A 16,498-nucleotide genomic window follows, 5' to 3' on the forward strand; every position below is an offset into this window, starting at 1 on the left:
GGGCATGCTTGGCCAGACGGTGATCCTTCCCTTGAAGCCTTTCCACCAGCCAGGCGTCATGGGCGGCTGGCTCTGCGGCCGCGAACACCCGGTCCATACCGGAATCCGCGCGGAAGACCAACGCGTACCCACCGCTCTCCTCGAAGAACGGTGGCCCCTCCAGGTACTTCACCACCAGGTCGACCGGGCGCATGAGACACGTGTGGTGCAGGCGGTCTCCGATGCCCGCCTCCTGCGCTACAGGGGGCGGTGGGCCCGTGGGCGAGAGGAACTTCCTTATGCCCAGTCGCCCGAGATCACGCCCCAGCGACTTGTGCTCGATCAGTTGGTCCATGCCGTCATAGGCCCAGACGAAAGGACGCAGATGGGGAACTTCGGACGGCTTGGGGACGGGTACCGGCCGTCCCTCGTGCAGAGCGGTGAAACGCATCGGGGCGTCCCCGCCCTCCGGGAGCATCTTGGGCCAGAGGTTCCAGACCATCGAGTCGACGATCCACCGCATGGCTTCGCTGTCACCACGCCCACGGAAACAAGGGTCGAGGATCGCAACCGTGGTTCCAGTGACGTTATCGGGAAGGGACTGTAGCCCCAGTCGACGGGCCACCTCGTCGGCCTCGTCACCCACGAGGGGCTCGACATACGCGTCACCAGCCAGGCCCCAGTAGTGGCGACCGGTGTACGTCTTCGTCGCCCCGGCGACGTCGATCGTGTAGCTCTCGCGCACGGCCCACCCGATGAGCCGTGTCTCCATCCGGTCTTCCACCCGGCACCGGGTGTGGACGAGCACCGTGTGGCAGGAGGAGAGCAGATGGAAGACGGCCTTGCCGAAGCCGTAGGTACCGCCCCGGCCACTCGAGTCCCGGGAGCTGCCGGTCTTACGCACGAACGACGCGAAGTCGGACTCTCCGGGGACGGCGATGTCGGCCCGGGTGGGACCGCCCAGACCTCTGGTACCCGTGTCCGTGACCGTGAGGATTCGCAGAGCCGGCCGAGCGAGGGAGGAGCGGAGTGTGAGGTGTTTTAGAGATGGCGCGCCCGCCGAGAGGAGTTGGCGCCATACCGGTGCCTCCTCCGGCCGGAGGGTACGTAGTTCCGCCTGGTAGTTGACGGGACCGCCCCCGAGCCGGGCGTCCCAACTGTTCTGGGCGGACTCGCGGACGAGAAGCGTCAACGGATCGAGTTCGGTGGCGTCGAGGTTTCTGAGGACACCCTCGGCGGTGCCTCCACCCCCCGGCCCGTAAGGCTCTGACAGCCACCGCGGGCCCCCGAGAATCATGAAGGCGACCCCACTTCTGCGAGCAGCGCGTCGACGGTCCGGGGGGCCAAAGCCGCGGAGCGAACGCCCGCCAGGTCTACGACGTACCGGACGTCGTAGACCGCGTCGGGCATAGCGCCGACGAGTGAAGCACCGGTAAGGCGGGGGAAGCCTCCATCAACCTCGTACCAACGCGCCTCGACCAGCGACAGGCGCAAAGCACTCTCGTCGTCCGCCATATCCCGCTGGTACCCCAAGCGTGCCAGCCTGGCCCACAACTGCACCTCGTCGTCGCACAGTTGCGCAGCCTCGACGACCAGTTCCCTGACCGTGCGCCCTTCAGGGGTGCGCTCGAACCGCTGCCAGTTCAGGAGTAGTCGTCCGTCCTTCGGGACCTCCAGTTGGTCGAACCCGTGCACCTCGAAGGTCCTCCGCTCGGACGCGCTGAGCGTGCTCTTCACCTCGATTGCCTGGACTCCGTCGGTGAAGTCGTGACGTGCGCCTTCGGGCCCAGACCAGTAGTGGACCGCACCCGGATCGTGACGCAGGAGTCGGATGAGGACATGGAGTTCACCGGCCAGACCGACCTCCTCGGCATTCGTGAAGGCGCGAGGACCGCCGCTGAAAAGCTGTTTCCACCGGTTCACCACCGCGAGGGTCGTTCGGTAAGGACGGCGCCCGTCGGCTTCAAGGGCGACGAGTACGTCAGCACAAAGGCCGGTGAAGACGTCGCTCAGGTCACGCCGGGTGCATACGACGTCGGCGAAGCGGCCGTAGCCGTCCTCGCCCTGAAGCGCTCGCTCGGATATGCGCAGGGCTCCCCCGATGCGACCGGTGGGTATGCCACGCCGCCCTACCAGCGGAATCAGCAGGTGTCGCAACCCGCCGCGGTCGGTGGCGGCCGACACAACGCCCTGCTCGGTGACGACGGGAAGCGCGGAGACCCTGAGTGCCGCCTCGTGACCTACCGGCGCGGAGTCCAGCTCACTCCAGTGCTCGTTTAGGACGACTTCCAGGTCGGAGCGGCTCACCGGTCGTCCTCGTCGAAGAGAAGCGAGAGGTCTTCTTCCTCCTCCTCGTCCACGCCGGACAGGTCGGCGCTGTAGTACTCGACTTCGCTGTCCTCTCCTCGCGGCATGGGGAAGACCAGCCCGACCCCTATGACGTGGTCGACGGCGGCCAGGGGGGCACGGCGGACACGCTTCGTCGGTGAAAGCGAGAGGGCGTCGATCGGGTAAAGGGTCAGGAGCCCGGTGCCCGGTATCTGGGTACGCCGAGCGCGCTTGAGCGCGTCCTCGGTTACCTCTGTCAGTCCGCTCAGATCAAGGTCGACGCCGGCGTCGCGACGGCTCATCAGCGTCTTGATGTCGGCGGCGTCGTCTCCGCTATCCAGGAGCTTTGCGCGGATGACCCGGTCCACGGCGATGCCCGGGGCGAACTCGTAACGCTTGTCCGGGTCGACACCGAGCGGGTTGCCTACGATCGCCACATTCCAGCGCTTGAGTGCACCGCCGTTCGCAGAACGCACCCGACGCTCGACGTAGCTACGCAACAGGGCGGCGTCACACTCCATAGACTTTTCGTGAAAGCGGTACTCGGAGAGGAAGTCCAACACGAGGTCGTAAGGAACGCCTCGAAAGATGTGGCGCCCCTGGGCCGCACGGTCATCGTGCCGCGCACCCGCCATTCGCAACGATCGATCGATCAGGTCGTGGGCCGCCCGACGGTTACCCGTCAGCCAATCCGGGTCCCGGATACGGAAGTAGCGGGTCTGTACGCGCTGGCCCCCGTATGAGGCGCTGGCCTTTACGGCATCGCGCATCTTGGCCGCAGCGGTGATGCGGAGCGCCGGGTGATTGCGCAGGCGGACGGCGAACGTCCGGGGCGTCTTGTCCTCGACCATGTACAGATCGATGTCCCGGCGCATCTCCGACTCGACTGTAGCGATGTGGCGGAACCATTCCCGCAACGCGTCGGTCATCCAGATGCGCGGCAGGTCCGCGTACCCCTCCCTGAAACCGAACCAGCGGCCCATCTGAAGGAGGGTGTCGTAGGTCGACGCCCCGCGTACGAAGTAGCTGACCGCGAGGCCCTCCAGGGTCAGCCCGCGGGAGAGGGTGTTGCCGCCCACCGCAATGGCGACGACCGGGCCGGCCTCGTAGTCGAGGCGCTCCACGCTCTTTGAGTTGTCCAGGATGATCCGGCAGTCGTTCACTACGCCGGCAAGCAGCGGCTGAAGGGCGTCGAACGGAACCGGTACCTCGCCGAGGTCCGGTTCGGTGCCGGGCACGCGGGTCGTCTCCGTCTTCCAAAGTTGCTGTAGTTCGTCGATGAACTGTTGGTCGGACGCGACCAGTTTGGCAGCGGCACGGGCGCGGAACGACTCCAGCGGAGCCTTGAAGCTCTCGTGGACAAGAGTGCTGACGCTGGTATGGACGAGCATCGTGGAGTGCGGTACACCTAGCCTGCGTACCCGACGGGCGGCCGTGACCAGCCAGAAGTACAGCACGGCTGTACTCAGGGCGCCACCGATCTCCGGTACGAAGCCCTCGATCTCGTCCCTCCCCGGCCGAACCATCGAAACCTCGTCGTCTGGCACGGTACGGATCATGTCGTATCCGTCGGGCACTTCCTGCGGGTCTTCGCCATCGAGAGCTTCGCGTCCGAACAGGACTTCAGTGCCGAAGTGACGAGGCGGCTTCGGCAGGTTGACGACAAAGTCCTCTGGGTACAGGTCCTTCGCAGCCGGGTCGATCAGCAGGTTGGCGAACGGCGTCGCCGTGTAGCCGACGTATCCCCCGCGGGGGAACAGGTCGATGATCTCCCGCATCAAGGGGTTGGTGCTGCGTGAGGCGACGCTTGCCTGGTCGGCCTCGTCATCGATGATCAGAGTGGGGCAGTTGCGCAGGTAATCGGGGGCTTTCTCCAGCCAGGCCTTGAGTTTGCGCAGACGGGGAACGTTCTTCTTGATCACGCATAGCACGTGCTGCTGGCTCTTGTCGCTGAAGAAGGCAGCCGGATTACCGGCGGGCGGTTCGAAGTCACCCACGCGACCTGTCAAGGGGTGCCATTGTTCGATCACGGGATCTACAAGGTGCCGCTCCAACCGTAGCTGCGTCTGTAGCCGCAGGCCGTTGTGGACGCCAGCGAGAACGACAAAGAACTTGTAGCCGGCGTCCGCGGCTTTGGCGATCAGTGCGGTGAAGTTGGTCGTCTTGCCGGACTGCACGTATCCCACGACCAGGCCTCTAGTGGAGAAGGCGCTCTCCAAGGGGTGGTCGAGCATCGACACAACCTTGGTGGACGCGGCGTCGAGGTCACGGAGGCTCTCCTCGCTCCAGGACTGCTTACCCAGCAGCTTACGAAAGGCCGGCCAGCACCTGTCGTCCTCCTGTGGACCGACGTACCAGGTTTCGCGGTTGTTGCGGACGACCGAGGTGGGCTCCCGTTTCTCGCGGATGGCGATCGTCTCACGCTGGTGACGCTCGGCGATCCGCTTGGCGAGTTCATCGCTCATGCCGAAGAGCTTTATCGTGGCCAGCGCCTGTTCCGGCGTGTGTGTCTTGATGAGACGACGGAACGCCTCGTACTGGTCTTCGAATTCATTCAAGGCCCCCACCCTTCCTCGCCGCGCCCGCACCCGTCGGGCGTGGCGCTGTCCGGACCCCAGTCGCGCTCACGTACGGCTATCCGTGCTCACGGCCGACAGCACGGCCGGAGGGATGTTGAGCACGCAGGGATACGCTTTCTCTTCCGCAACCACGGCGACGAGGTGAACGCCACCACACCTTGCTCACGAGGCACCCTATCGCCAGAACCGGCCTGTCGAATAGGAGACGGTGCTACGGGTGAGGGACCTCCACAACGGCAAGTCCGTGACCGCGTCGCTTGTTGGTAGAAGGGACGCTATGAGGGACTTCGCGCTGATCAACGTCAGGCGGCGGCTGCGAGGCTCCGCCGCGCCTTGCGAACACGGGGTACGCGGACAGGGGGAGCGGCGGGATCGTTCCTCTGGGCGAGTAGAAGCGGGGCCAGATGCTCGGCGACGGCGCGTCCCAGTCCCACGGGCACGGCGTTTCCGATCTGTCGCGCGATGTCGTTTCGACTACCGCACCAACGAAAATTCTCCGGGAAGCCCTGTAGCCGGGCCGCCTCCAGATGCGTGATGGGACGGTGAAGCCAAGGGTGAAGGTAGCGACCTTTCTCCGGTTTGAAGAACTCGGTCCGGATGGTAACCGAGGGTTTGTCACGGAAGAGCCTGCCCATGACGTCCGCTGAGCCGGTTTTGTGCTTCCTCCAACAGTCGGACAACAACTCCTCCGGAATGTCGAAGCGATTTCCCATTTCGGGGATCGTCCGATAACGCTCCATGGAGCGTTCTGTGATGCCGTTACGTCGGAGGTGAAGGTCGTCCATGGAGAAGGGTCCCGCGAGTCGCTGGTCGTTGAAGTCCATCCACCGTTCTGGCAGCTGCGTGGACATCTTGCGGAGCACGAGGTCCGAGATCGTCTGCCAGACCGTTTGTTGCCTCTTCACCGATGGCCCAGGGATCAACAGGGAGTGCAGCTCCAGATCGGACAGGTCCTCTATGCGCCGAGTCGACCCTGGCTCCACGACGAGGTCCTTTCGGACCCCGACGACGAACGTACGGAGGCGGCGCTGCGGAACCCCGTAGTCCGCTGAGTTGAGTAGCTCGTCGCAGACAAGGTACTCGGATAGGGCGCCGCCTCCCTGTGTTTGCCCTACAAGGAGACGGAACTCCGGTGAGCGCCTGAAGGCGTCGACGTTCTCAATGACGAAGAACTTGGGCCGCGCGGCGGACACGACGTCGAGATAGTGACGCCACAGTTGATTGCGTTCGTCGGCAGGGTCCTGATTTCCCAGCCGGGAGAATCCCTGGCATGGGGGGCCGCCCAACACGACGTCCGCCTTGGGGATCCCACCCCGCCGGTTGGCCCATTCAGCGATGTCGCCCTGATGAATGTCGATATCGAAGTTCACTGCGTAGGTTGCTGCGGCCGCGCGGTCGAGTTCAACGGCAGCGATGGGATGGTACAAAGCGCGTCCCCCATGCAGGGCTTCCGCGAAGCCCTGAGTGAGCCCTCCACACCCCGCAAAAAGGTCAATCGTCCGAAACGGAGGTACGGCCACGTCACCGTCGCCTGCCGACGCTTCGGAGTCGCCGACTTGGAGTTGTGCGTGGCTCATTGACGCACTGTAGCCGGCCAGCCGGCTACAGTGCAATGCGCAAACGCGGAATCACAACACGGTACTACCCCTCCACGTTTCACGCTGGCCCTCATTGCCGGCGTGGAGAGCCGGATGGAGCCTGGGAGGCTGTTCGTCGTACCTTCTGGATGTGGACGAGGCACACTCACGTGACCAAGCGGAGAACGCACCAGGCGCAGGCCAGTCGGAGGGCACGCAAGCGTCCCCCCGCGCCTGGCGTGCTCGCCCGGGCATGACCAGGAGGCAACGTTCGCGCGAGCAGGACCGGGCTGCAGGCGGAGCCTCCAAACGCTTGGTGGACGTGGGCGGGGGACGGAGAGGTGGCGCCACCGTGGTGCTGGCCCCCGCCCGCAGGACGGGACGTGTGACCGCCGTGTTGCAGTGGACCGCAGAGGGACGGAGGCGTCGGCTCCGCCTCGGAGAGGTCGATCTCCCTACCAGAGCCGCCAACTTGCGGGCTGGATGGCAGCTAGCCGAGGGGGCCGGCTTGCTCGTCGGTGAGGACATGAGCGGCTCTTGGGCGTCCTCCCCCGGGACCCGCGCCTCCATGCGCTCGAACAAGGGACGGGACACCGATCCCGAACTCCGTCTGCGTTCGTCACTACACCGTGCCGGATTGCGGTATCGGATCTCGGCTAAGCCGGTGCCCACCCTCCGGCGCACGGCGGACGTGCTCTTCACCAAGTCCAGGGTAGCGGTCTTCGTAGACGGCTGCTTCTGGCACGGGTGTCCTGTTCACGGATCGCTTCCGGTGAGAAACCGCGACTATTGGGTTTCCAAGATCGAGGGCACCAAGAGGAGGGACGCGGAGACGGATCTTCTACTGGCCGAACACGGGTGGCGGGTTGTCCGCGTATGGGAGCACACCCCGGTTGAGGAGGCGGTCGCACTCGTCCGGTGTGGACTTGCCGAGGCGGAGGGCGGGAAGCCGGTCCGAACACTCAGAGCGGACGACCGCTGATGAGGTCTTCGATCGCATCCTCTCTTCGCAGCGACCTGGGGTCGGCCGACCAGAGGGGGTGAAGTCGCCATGCAACGTTTCGTGGTCATCCCGTTCTGGGACCAGCCCAACTGGAAGGTCGTCCGCGAGCAGCTCCCCCAACGTTCATCCGACCCGCGCGGAGGGCGTGAACAGCGTCGCACGAGTTCAAGCCTCCAGCTCGCACCAGATCGTCTTGGTAGTCGGGTCCTGGATGACGCCCCATTCGTGGGACAGGGCGGCGATGAGGGCCAAGCCGCGGCCGGATTCCGCGTCGTCCGTGGCCGGGAGAAGGGTGGGGAACGCGTGGGCGGCGGGGTCGGTGAGGGAGATGCGGGGATGCAGGCCGGCCATGGAGGCGTGCAGGGTGATCGGGGTGCCCGGGCCGATGTGGACGATGGCGTTGGTGATCAGCTCACTCACGCACAGCTCCGCCGTGTCGGCAAGGTCCAGGCGATCCCAGAGCGCGAAGTAGGCGCGGATGCGGTGGCGTACGGGCGCGAGTGCTTCCGGTTCCGCGAGGAGCGGGATCGTCAGTGTCACGCAGCAGCGGCGGGTCAGGTGTCGACGTTCCAACTCCGCGAGGGCGGCCTGTTCTTCGCGGGTCACCGGGTCGGCTCCTCGGGACGGGCCGTGCGGAGGACGTCGATGAGCCTGTGCGCCGTGTCGAGGCGGCAGTTGCCGAGGGAGACGAGCGGGTGTGGGGTGTCGCTCGCGTACGTGATCAGGTCGACGCCGAGTGAAGGGAGCTTGATTCCGTGTTCGGCCAGCGCTGCTCGTAGGTCGTCCGCGCACTCCTTGACGGCCTCCCGGAGCTGCGGTGGTCCGGCCTCGGGTGGGTTCGCCGGCTTGCTCATGCTTCTCCGCCTTCCGTGCTCTCTGTGACGTATCGCCTACAGAGTGGAAGGACCTCGCGTAATGTGACAGGGGTTCAGATTTAGCTACGGATCGTGCTGAATCGGGGAGTGATCAACCATGCCACCACGTAAGGACGTTGATGCGGCGGCGAGTGTGCCCGCCTTCTACGGCGCCGAGCTGCGCTGGAAGCGGGAGGATGCCGGGCTCACGCTTCAGGAGCTGGCGGAAGGGTGCTTCTACAGCGTCGCGTATCTGAGCCAGATCGAGATGGGGGAGCGGCGAATGCCCCTGGACTTGGCGCGTCACGCCGATCAGGTGCTCGCCACGGATGGGTTCTTCGAACGGCGATGCGACGATGCTCGGAAGGCCCGCCGTGGAGGGCACGCCGAGTACTTCGCCGATGTCGCCGAGATGGAGAAGCGTGCCCAGACCATCGAGGAGTGGTCGCCCATGCTGATCCCCGGGCTGTTGCAGACGGACGCGTACGCGCGGGCGGTCGTACGGGCGCAGGCCCCTCTCGAGAAGGCCGAGGCCGTCGACACGAAGGTTGCCGCTCGGCTTGAGCGGGCGAGCGTCTTCGAGGATTCGAAGGCGCTGGAGTTCTGGGTGGTTCTCAACGAGTCGCTCTTGCGGCAGCCGATCACGGGCCCGGTGGCCATGGCCGAACAGTTGGAGCACATCGCCGGTCTGGCGAGGAGTGGGCGGATCATTGTGCAGGTGCTTCCGCTGAACGCGGGCGCGCATGCCTTCATGATGGGAATGGCCACGCTGATGACGTTCGCCGATGCCCCGCAGTTGACCTATACGGAGTCTCTGCACAGCGGCCAACTCATCGACGATCCGGCGCTCGTGAAGAAGTACGCGAAGTCGTACGATCTGCTCAGGGCCGCCGCATCGCCGCCGAGAGCGTCCCTCACCCTGATCGAGGCAGCGGCAGAGGACTTCAGGAATGACCACTCACTTTGATCTGAGCAACACCGCCTGGCGCAAGAGCAGCTACAGCAACGGCGACGGGGGAAGCTGCGTCGAAGTTGCCGACGGCTTCGAGGGCGTCGTGCCGGTTCGCGACAGCAAGGTGCTGGACGGCTCCGTACTCATCATTCCGGCAGGCGGCTGGGGCGCGTTCGTAGGTGCCGTCAAGAACGGACACTTCTCCGCCTGAACTCTGCAGAGGGGCAAGCGAGATGACCAGCAGCGTTGACCTGGGCACCGCACAGTGGCGCAAGAGCAGTCACAGCAATGGCAGCGGCGGGAACTGCGTCGAGGTTGCCGACCGCGTCGTCGGGGGTGTGCCCGTGCGGGACAGCAAGGTGCCGGACGGGTCCGTGCTCGTCGTCTCTGCGGGGGGCTGGGCCGCGTTCGTCGCCGCCGTCAAGGGTGGGGACTTCTCCACCTGAGAGGACCAGGAACCCGTGGACGAAGAACTGCTCGCGCTGCTCTCCGAGCGGAAGCTCGGCGTGCTGGCGACCCTGAAGCGGGACGGGCGGCCGCAGTTGTCGAACGTCATGTACACCTACGACTCCGCCCGCCGCCTCATCCGGGTCTCCGTCACCGTCGACCGGGCCAAGTCCCGCAACCTCGTGCGCGATCCGCGCGCCAGCTTCCACGTCTCCAGCGAGGACGGCTGGTCCTGGACCGTGGCCGAGGGGAACGCGGAGGTGACCCCGGCGGCGGCCGACCCGTACGACGACACCGTCGAGGAGCTGGTCGAGGTCTATCGGGCGATCGGGGGCGAGCACGCCGACTGGGACGAGTACCGCGCCGCCATGGTCACGGAGAAGCGTCAGGTGGTGCGGATTCCGGTCGAGCACGCGTACGGGCAGCCCCTGCGCTGAGGTGCCGGCACTCGTTCCCGGTCCGGTGAGGGCGTACGACGGTCTCCGTGCGCGCCGCCCGAGAGACGGCGCGCCTCTACCCGGGCGCTCCCCGGCGCGGCAGCATGGTCGGGGAATGCCGTCCGACCGACCATCGGACGGAACGAGGGGAGCAGCACTGTGGCCAAGCACGAGAAGCCGCCGCCGGAACCGTCGAAGGGCAAACCGCCACCGGGTAACTCGGACGGGCAAGTCCCCAGGCCCGACCCTGGGTCGGGCAAGCGCAAGAAGGACAAGTAGGTAGCCGGTGTCCGCTTTCGGGGGGCAGCGGTGGCGGTTGGCGGAGGCCATGGAGCGGCGGGGGGACTGGCCCGTCGATTCGCCGTGGGTGCGCGAGGCGGTTGAGGCGGTGCCGAGGCACGCGTTCGCGCCGGAGCGACTGTGGCAGTGGAACGGCCAGGCGTACGTACCCGTGGACCGGGGCGTGGACGAGGAGGGCTGGGCCGCGCTGGTGTACGGCGGTCCGGACGACGCCGCCGTGACACAGGTGTCGGGCGGAGCGGCCTCCTCCAGCTTGTCGTGTCAGGCCGTCGTGGCGGACATGCTGGACTCCCTCGACGCCGAACCCGGTCGGCGGATCCTGGAGTTGGGCACCGGGACCGGCTGGAACGCCGCGCTGCTCGCTCGGCGGGTGGGCAACGGCCGGGTGACCAGCGTCGAAGTGGACCCGCTGCTGGCGGAGCAGGCCCGCGCGCGGCTGAAGGCGGCAGGCGTCGAGGTGGCCGTCGAGACCGGTGACGGCGGCGCGGGGTGGCCGCCGGGTGCGCCGTACGACCGGGTGATCTCGACCTACGCGGTCGATCGCGTGCCGTGGGCCTGGGTCGCCCAGACCCGTCCCGGCGGCCGGATCGTCACGCCTTGGGGGCGGTTGGGGCATGTCGCGCTCACCGTGGCCGATGACGGCCGAACCGCCGGCGGGTGGATGCAGGGGCTCGCGCAGTTCATGCCCGCCCGCGGCAGCCGGGCCGGTACGGCGGACTTCGCGCACGTACGCGGCACCGGCCCGGCCGCCAACGAGCGCACCTTCGAACGGAATCCGGGCCCGCTCCATGACGACTGGCACCTGCGCTTCGCCCTCCGTGTCGCCCTGCCCGACGTGCACCTCAGCACCGCGGTCGACGAGGACGGCGTCAACGCGTGGCTGCACGACGGCAGTGCGTCCTGGGCGGTTCTCTCCGCCCACCCTGATGGGCGGACCGTCGCTCATCAAGGTGGGCCGCGGTCGCTGGCGGACCTGTTGGAGAGGGAGTGGGACGGGTGGCTCGCGGCTGGGAGCCCCGAACTGTACGACTTCGGCATGACCGTCGAGCCGGAGCGTCAGTTCGTGTGGGCCTGGGACGGGCACAACGGTCCACGCTGGTCCGCCTGACCGGGGACCACAGGCCGGCCTACGCCGACGCGTCCGTCAGCAGGGTGACCTCCTCCTTCGTCAACTCCACCTCGCTCATGGCCAGGAGCGGCGGCAGCTGGTCCGCCGTCCGTGCGCTGGCGATGGGGGCCGTCACCGTGGGGTGGGTCAGCAGCCAGGCCAGGGCGATGCTGGCCGGGGCGGCGGCGTGGGCCTCGGAGACCTGGTCGAGGGCGGCCAGTACGCGCTGTCCGCGCTCGGTGTCCAGGTGCTTGGACGCGTGCTTCGAGCGGGCGCTCTCCGGCACCTGCCCCGGCCGGTACTTGCCCGTGAGGTAGCCGGCGGCCAGCGAGAAGTACGGCATGACGGCGAGCCCGCGCTCTTCCGCGAGGTCGGCCAGAGGACCCTCGAAGGTGTCGCGGGAGACGAGGTTGTAGTGCGGCTGGAGTGCCGCGTAAGCGGTGGCGCCCGACTCGGCGCTGAAGTCGAGGGAGGCGGCGAGCCGTTGGGTGGAGAGGTTGGAGGCGCCGATCTCGCGGACCTTGCCCGCCCGTACGAGGTCGTCCAGGGCCGTCATGATCTCGGAGACCTCGACGCTCTCGTCGTCGAAGTGCGTGTAGTAGAGGTCGATGTGATCCGTACGGAGGCGGCGCAGCGAGTCGTCGGCCGCGGCCTTGATGTTGGCGGCGGACAGGCCCCGGCGGTCCGGGTGGGCGCCGACCTTGGTGGCGATGACGACGTTGTCGCGGTTGCCGCGTGCGGTCGTCCAGTTGCCGATGACGGTCTCGGAGTCGCCGCCGTCGCAGCCGTCGCGTCCCGCCATGTAGACGTCGGCGGTGTCGATGAAGTTGCCGCCCGCCTCGGTGTAGGTGTCGAGTACGTCGAAGGAGGTGGGCTCGTCGGCCGTCCAGCCGAAGACGTTGCCGCCGAGACAGAGGGGAGAGACGGACAGCTGGCCGACCGGGCGTCGTTGGGTCACCTTGATGGCGTTGTCAGGCATGCTTCTGACGGTAGCGCCCGCCCGTCAGCAGCGCCCGCGTATTCAGCGGCGAAGCCGGGCGGAGGCGGAGGAGAAAGACCGGCGGCCCTGATGTCGGGGGGTGGTCCACCAGGACCGCCGGAGCAGGTGCGGGAGCTCGGCCGGGACCGGCCCCCGTCCGCCGCCGCCTCGTCCCCTCCTTCTGCGTACGCCGAGGGGCTGGAGCGCATGGCGCGTATCAGCGCACCCCGGCGATTCGGTGCGAGGCGGCGGCGTGTTCGTGGGGGGTGAGGGTGAGGACGGAAGGCCTCAGGGGGTGAGGCCCTTGCCGCGCAGCCACGCCAGCGGGTCGATCGCGTCGCCGCCGCCCTGGTGGACCTCCAGGTGCAGGTGGGCTCCGGTGACGTTGCCGGTGGCGCCGACGCGGCCGATGGTGTCGCCCGTACGGACCTTGTCGCCCGTCGACACGCTGAGCGAGGACTGGTGGGCGAACCACAGCTCGGTGCCGTCGTCCAGCTCCAGGATGGTGCGGTAGCCGAACGAGCCGGCCCAGCCCGCCTCCTTGACCGTACCGCCGTGGATCGCCTTGATCGGCGTTCCGCTCGGGGCGGCGAAGTCCAGGCCGGTGTGGTTGTTCGCCCACATGCTGCCGGCCTCGCCGAACACGGAGGTGAGGTCGTAGGAGGAGACGGGGAGCTTGAAGCTGCGGGCCAGCTCGGCCAGCCGCGCGGCCTCCGCCTTGGCGCGCTTCTCCGCCGCCTCCTTGCGCTCGCGCGCGGTCTCTTCCGCGATCTCTTCCGCGTGCTCCTTCGCGGCCTGCGCCTCCGCGCGCTCGGCCGCCTGCTTGCCGGCCGCCTCGCGTGCCGACGCGTCGGCCTGGTTCTGCTGCTGCTCGGCCTGGGCCATGATGCGGTTGCGCATCGCCTCGCCCGCGTCCGTACGGCCGGCCGCGGTGTCGTCCTCGGAGAGGCCGGCCTGGGTGAGCGGCGCCTGGCCCGCGGCGACGTTGGCGACCTCGTCGACCTGCGGCCCGTCCTCGTCGGACAGCAACGAACTGACGCCGGGCAGCTGCTTGGCGGAAGACAGGTCCGGTATCGAGATGGACGTCGGGCCCTTGTCCTTGGCGGTGGCGAGGCCGCCCGCGCTGACCGCCGCGATCATTCCGACGCCGAGCACCGCGCCGCTGCGGGCCATCCCGCGGCTGCTGCGCTGCTTGGCCACACGGTGCTTGCCGCGGACGGGGAGTATGGACTCCTCGGTGGGGTTCCACTCGTACCAGGGCTCGAGGTCGAGTTCGTCGGTCTCGTAGTGGGCGGCCTGCTCGGGGCGTTCGGTCCATTCGGGCCGGTCGTGCTGCTCAACCGGTTCGACCCACCCTTGAGGCTGAGCGGGGGCGGGAGGGGCGGCGTAGGGACGGCCGAAGCTGTCGCACGGGCCGTAGCTCTCCTGGCGGCCGTAGCCCGCGTGGGAGCTGTAACCGTCTTGCTGTCCGTAGCTGTAGTTGTCGTACTGGCCGCCGCCGTACTGCGCGGCGTACTGGCCATAGCCCTCGTACGGTCCGTAGCTCTCGTACGGCGTGTGGTTCCCGTACGTGCCGTAGCTCCCGCACTGGCCGGCGGGGCCGACGGGCCGGCCGTAGCCGTCCCACGCGCCGTACCTGCCGGTCTCGTCAGCGCCGTGATGCGAGGCGTACGAGCCCTCGGGGGCATACCTGTTGGACGCCACAGGGGGCGTTCTCCTTTCCTTCCTTCTCGCCTACCGGGTTAGCTGACGGGTTCGGAGCAGGAAGGTCTCCTACGAACAGCCCGCGCGTGAACGGGACTTGTCGATTCACCCCAGTCCCTGCCGGACGGGTCCGGCAAGGGGTGGTTCCCCGGTTCCCTCGGTGCACTGGTATCGAGTTGTGTGGCTCGTGGTGGTGCACGTTCAGGATTCGGCGACGGCGCACGGTGCCGTCTGGAGTGACGGCAGTGACGACCGCGCTGCGTTATGGAACGTTAATAGAGTCGCGCCCCGGATTCCAAGCCGTCCCGGCAGATTTGTCACGCCCTTGAGCTGCACACTCTGGACAGTGGCGGCCAATTGGGACACTCGGTCACCGGAGTTGAGCCGTGAGATCGCTGTGCGTGACGGGTGAAGTCGAGTGAATCCATGTGGATTCGATGTGAAAACCCGTCAACCCGGCCGTCACCCCCGCCGTCACTCCGGCCGGGATCTGCGCTGCACCGCCATCAGCGCCATGTCGTCCGCCGTCCCGCCGCCCGTGTGCGCCCGTACGTCCGCGAGAACCGCGTCCAGCAGCACCTCCGGGTCGTCGAAGGTGCGGTCCGCCAGCGCCTTGTCCGGCTCGAAGAAGGTGCCGCTGCGGTCCCGTGCCTCGGACAGCCCATCGGTGTAGAGGAGCAGCTGCGTGCCGTACGGGAAGGGCACCTCATCGGCACGGTCCGGCCACCGGCCCAGCTCGGGCAGGCCGAGGGGCAACGCCGGCACAGTGGGGTCGATGAAGCGGGTGCCGCCGTCGGAGAGCAGCAGCGGCGGAGGGTGGCCGCGGTTGACGATGCGCAGCAGCTCAGGGTTGGCCGCCGGGATCTCGGCGAGCGCGGCCGTGGTGAAGCCCTCGTAGAACTCGAGGCCGTGCCGTCGGGGGCCCTCCCGGTGCAGGGCCCGCTCGAGGCGTTCGGCGACCGCTTCGAGAGTCGTCTCCTGCTCGGCGGCCTCCCGGAAGGCCCCGATCACCAGGACCACCGCCTCGACCGCTTCCATACCCTTGCCCCGTACATCGCCGACGATCATCCGGATGCCATACCGGGTCTCCTGCACCGCGTACAGGTCCCCGCCGATGTGCGCGTCGAGCTGCGCCGCCCGGTAGCGGGCCGCGACTTCGAAGCCGTCGAGCCGGGAGGGTGGCGCCGGGAGCACCGCGAACTGGGCGGCTTCGGCAATCGACCGCGCGGAGGACAGGGCCGCACCACTGCGGCTCAGGAATCGGTTGATGACGACCGCGAACAGCGCCACGACGCCGGTGGAGGCGGTCTCGGTGATGTCCTCCTGACCGGTGGACATCACATCCAGCACGCGCATCAGAGCGACGGCCGCCACCGAGAGCATGCCGACCAGCGCCGTGCCGCTGGTCGAGATGATGGGGGCGGCAATGAGGGGGGCCGCGCAGAACAAGGCGTTACCGGTCAGCCCGGGCGCGGTGGCCAGCTCCATGCCGACGCCGCTCAGGATCAGCACAACGGGCAGCACACGTCCTACGCGGAGCAGGGTCGCCGACGCGGCGACGCGGCCCTCGCGCGTGAACCGGCTGCCCCGCTTGTTCGCCTGCCGCTCTCTCCTGAGTTCCGGCTCCCGCTCCGCCACCGGCTCCGTCGGCTCTTCCGTCACCTTCCCAGGGTGACCGGGGTCCTGCGGCCCGGCCAGCCGGACTGGCGCCGTTTGGCCGGGCCCGGAGAGGGGCACCGGGCGGTATGTCCTATTCACAGAAATTGCTCGCATACGCGACAGCTGTTCGCTCCGTGCTGCCGGACCCGGAACGCCCGGGCCGGGTGAAGTCCGCCGTGGACGCGCTGGAAGGGGCCGAGCGACTCGATCCCGTACTGCACACCGTGCGGCGGGGCGTACGGGCGCTGCCGCTCGGCGACGACGTCCGCGACGCCCTGCACGGCCGGTGGCTGGGCCATCCGGTGCATCCGCTGCTGGTGCAGGTGCCGATCGGGACGTGGCTGTCCGCCGCGGTCCTGGATCTGCTGCCGGGACGGCGGCCCACGGCCGGGCTGCTGGTCGGCACCGGGCTGGCGGCCGCCGTCCCGACCGCGGTGACGGGCTGGGTCGACTGGGCGGAGCTGCGCGAGCCGCAGCTGCGGGTCGGGTTCGTGCACGCGGCCATGAACTCGCTCGCCGTGGGCCTGTACGCCGCGTCGCTGACCGCGCGGCTGCGCGGCCGTTCGCTGCGCGGGCGCGCACTGGGCTACGC

General features: G+C 68.0%; 14 protein-coding genes, 2 pseudogenes and 1 riboswitch. Of the genes and pseudogenes, 7 read left to right on the forward strand and 9 right to left on the reverse strand.

Annotated features, from left to right (window positions below):
* The 4 genes and pseudogenes from ACRDP3_RS25730 to ACRDP3_RS25745 all read right to left on the reverse strand — a co-directional run.
* Positions 1-1,276 (reverse strand): annotated as a pseudogene (locus ACRDP3_RS25730) (hypothetical protein); the annotation flags it as partial.
* Positions 1,273-2,286 carry a PD-(D/E)XK motif protein gene (locus ACRDP3_RS25735; protein ID WP_431519392.1) on the reverse strand — a complete coding sequence of 338 codons (1,014 nt, stop codon included), beginning with the start codon at positions 2,284-2,286 and terminating at the stop codon, positions 1,273-1,275. The pseudogene ACRDP3_RS25730 and the gene ACRDP3_RS25735, both read right to left, overlap by 4 nt.
* Positions 2,283-4,865 carry a Z1 domain-containing protein gene (locus ACRDP3_RS25740; protein WP_431519393.1) on the reverse strand — a complete coding sequence of 861 codons (2,583 nt, stop codon included), beginning with the start codon at positions 4,863-4,865 and terminating at the stop codon, positions 2,283-2,285. The genes ACRDP3_RS25735 and ACRDP3_RS25740 overlap by 4 nt, the downstream gene beginning before the upstream one ends.
* A gap of 323 nt (positions 4,866-5,188) precedes the next feature.
* Complete coding sequence (locus ACRDP3_RS25745; protein ID WP_431519394.1) at positions 5,189-6,463, reverse strand: DNA cytosine methyltransferase; 1,275 nt, start codon at positions 6,461-6,463, stop codon at positions 5,189-5,191.
* Positions 6,464-7,031: 568 nt separating this feature from the next.
* Here ACRDP3_RS25745 and ACRDP3_RS25750 point away from each other — a divergent pair.
* Positions 7,032-7,445 carry a very short patch repair endonuclease gene (locus tag ACRDP3_RS25750; RefSeq protein WP_431519395.1) on the forward strand — a complete coding sequence of 138 codons (414 nt, stop codon included), beginning with the start codon at positions 7,032-7,034 and terminating at the stop codon, positions 7,443-7,445.
* A gap of 186 nt (positions 7,446-7,631) precedes the next feature.
* On the opposite strand, the gene ACRDP3_RS25755 is transcribed toward ACRDP3_RS25750, so the two are convergent.
* Both ACRDP3_RS25755 and ACRDP3_RS25760 read right to left on the reverse strand, forming a co-directional pair.
* On the reverse strand, positions 7,632-8,072 hold the full coding sequence (locus tag ACRDP3_RS25755; protein WP_431519396.1) for an ATP-binding protein: 441 nt from the start codon (positions 8,070-8,072) through the stop codon (positions 7,632-7,634).
* Entirely contained in the window at positions 8,069-8,320 is a 252-nt protein-coding gene (locus ACRDP3_RS25760; RefSeq protein ID WP_431519397.1) for a hypothetical protein, read from the reverse strand. Before ACRDP3_RS25760 ends, ACRDP3_RS25755 begins: the two co-directional genes overlap by 4 nt.
* Positions 8,321-8,438: 118 nt before the next feature.
* Between ACRDP3_RS25760 and ACRDP3_RS25765 the strand changes: the two genes are divergently transcribed.
* The 5 genes from ACRDP3_RS25765 (at position 8,439) to ACRDP3_RS25785 (ending at position 11,564) form a co-directional block, all read left to right on the forward strand.
* Complete coding sequence (locus ACRDP3_RS25765) at positions 8,439-9,287, forward strand: helix-turn-helix domain-containing protein (protein ID WP_431519398.1); 849 nt, start codon at positions 8,439-8,441, stop codon at positions 9,285-9,287.
* A complete protein-coding gene (locus ACRDP3_RS25770; RefSeq protein WP_431519399.1) occupies positions 9,271-9,483 on the forward strand; it encodes a DUF397 domain-containing protein in 213 nt (70 codons plus the stop codon). Before ACRDP3_RS25765 ends, ACRDP3_RS25770 begins: the two co-directional genes overlap by 17 nt.
* A gap of 22 nt (positions 9,484-9,505) precedes the next feature.
* On the forward strand, positions 9,506-9,718 hold the full coding sequence (locus tag ACRDP3_RS25775; protein ID WP_431519400.1) for a DUF397 domain-containing protein: 213 nt from the start codon (positions 9,506-9,508) through the stop codon (positions 9,716-9,718).
* Positions 9,719-9,733: 15 nt separating this feature from the next.
* Positions 9,734-10,156, forward strand: a complete 423-nt coding sequence (locus ACRDP3_RS25780; RefSeq protein WP_431519401.1) for a PPOX class F420-dependent oxidoreductase — start codon at positions 9,734-9,736, stop codon at positions 10,154-10,156.
* Between the two features lie 286 nt (positions 10,157-10,442).
* The gene (locus ACRDP3_RS25785; protein ID WP_431519402.1) at positions 10,443-11,564 is read left to right on the forward strand and encodes a methyltransferase domain-containing protein; all 1,122 of its coding nucleotides are present in this window, start codon (positions 10,443-10,445) and stop codon (positions 11,562-11,564) included.
* A gap of 19 nt (positions 11,565-11,583) precedes the next feature.
* On the opposite strand, the gene ACRDP3_RS25790 is transcribed toward ACRDP3_RS25785, so the two are convergent.
* The 3 genes and pseudogenes from ACRDP3_RS25790 to ACRDP3_RS25800 all read right to left on the reverse strand — a co-directional run bounded on the left by ACRDP3_RS25790 (position 11,584) and on the right by ACRDP3_RS25800 (position 15,909).
* Positions 11,584-12,543: an aldo/keto reductase gene (locus ACRDP3_RS25790; RefSeq protein ID WP_431519403.1), complete on the reverse strand. Its 960-nt coding sequence runs from the start codon at positions 12,541-12,543 to the stop codon at positions 11,584-11,586.
* Between the two features lie 288 nt (positions 12,544-12,831).
* Positions 12,832-13,803 (reverse strand): annotated as a pseudogene (locus ACRDP3_RS25795) (M23 family metallopeptidase); the annotation flags it as partial.
* Positions 13,804-14,259: 456 nt separating this feature from the next.
* Positions 14,260-14,428, reverse strand: a riboswitch (cyclic di-AMP (ydaO/yuaA leader).
* Between the two features lie 293 nt (positions 14,429-14,721).
* Positions 14,722-15,909, reverse strand: a complete 1,188-nt coding sequence (locus ACRDP3_RS25800) for a PP2C family protein-serine/threonine phosphatase (RefSeq protein ID WP_431519404.1) — start codon at positions 15,907-15,909, stop codon at positions 14,722-14,724.
* An 83-nt stretch (positions 15,910-15,992) separates the two neighbouring features.
* On the opposite strand from ACRDP3_RS25800, the gene ACRDP3_RS25805 reads away from it, so the two are divergent.
* Positions 15,993-16,498, forward strand: a 506-nt coding sequence (locus ACRDP3_RS25805) for a DUF2231 domain-containing protein (protein WP_431519405.1), incomplete at its 3' end; no start/stop codon positions are given.

This window comes from Streptomyces sp. (assembly GCF_050698815.1).
Taxonomy (GTDB): Bacteria; Actinomycetota; Actinomycetes; order Streptomycetales; family Streptomycetaceae; genus Streptomyces.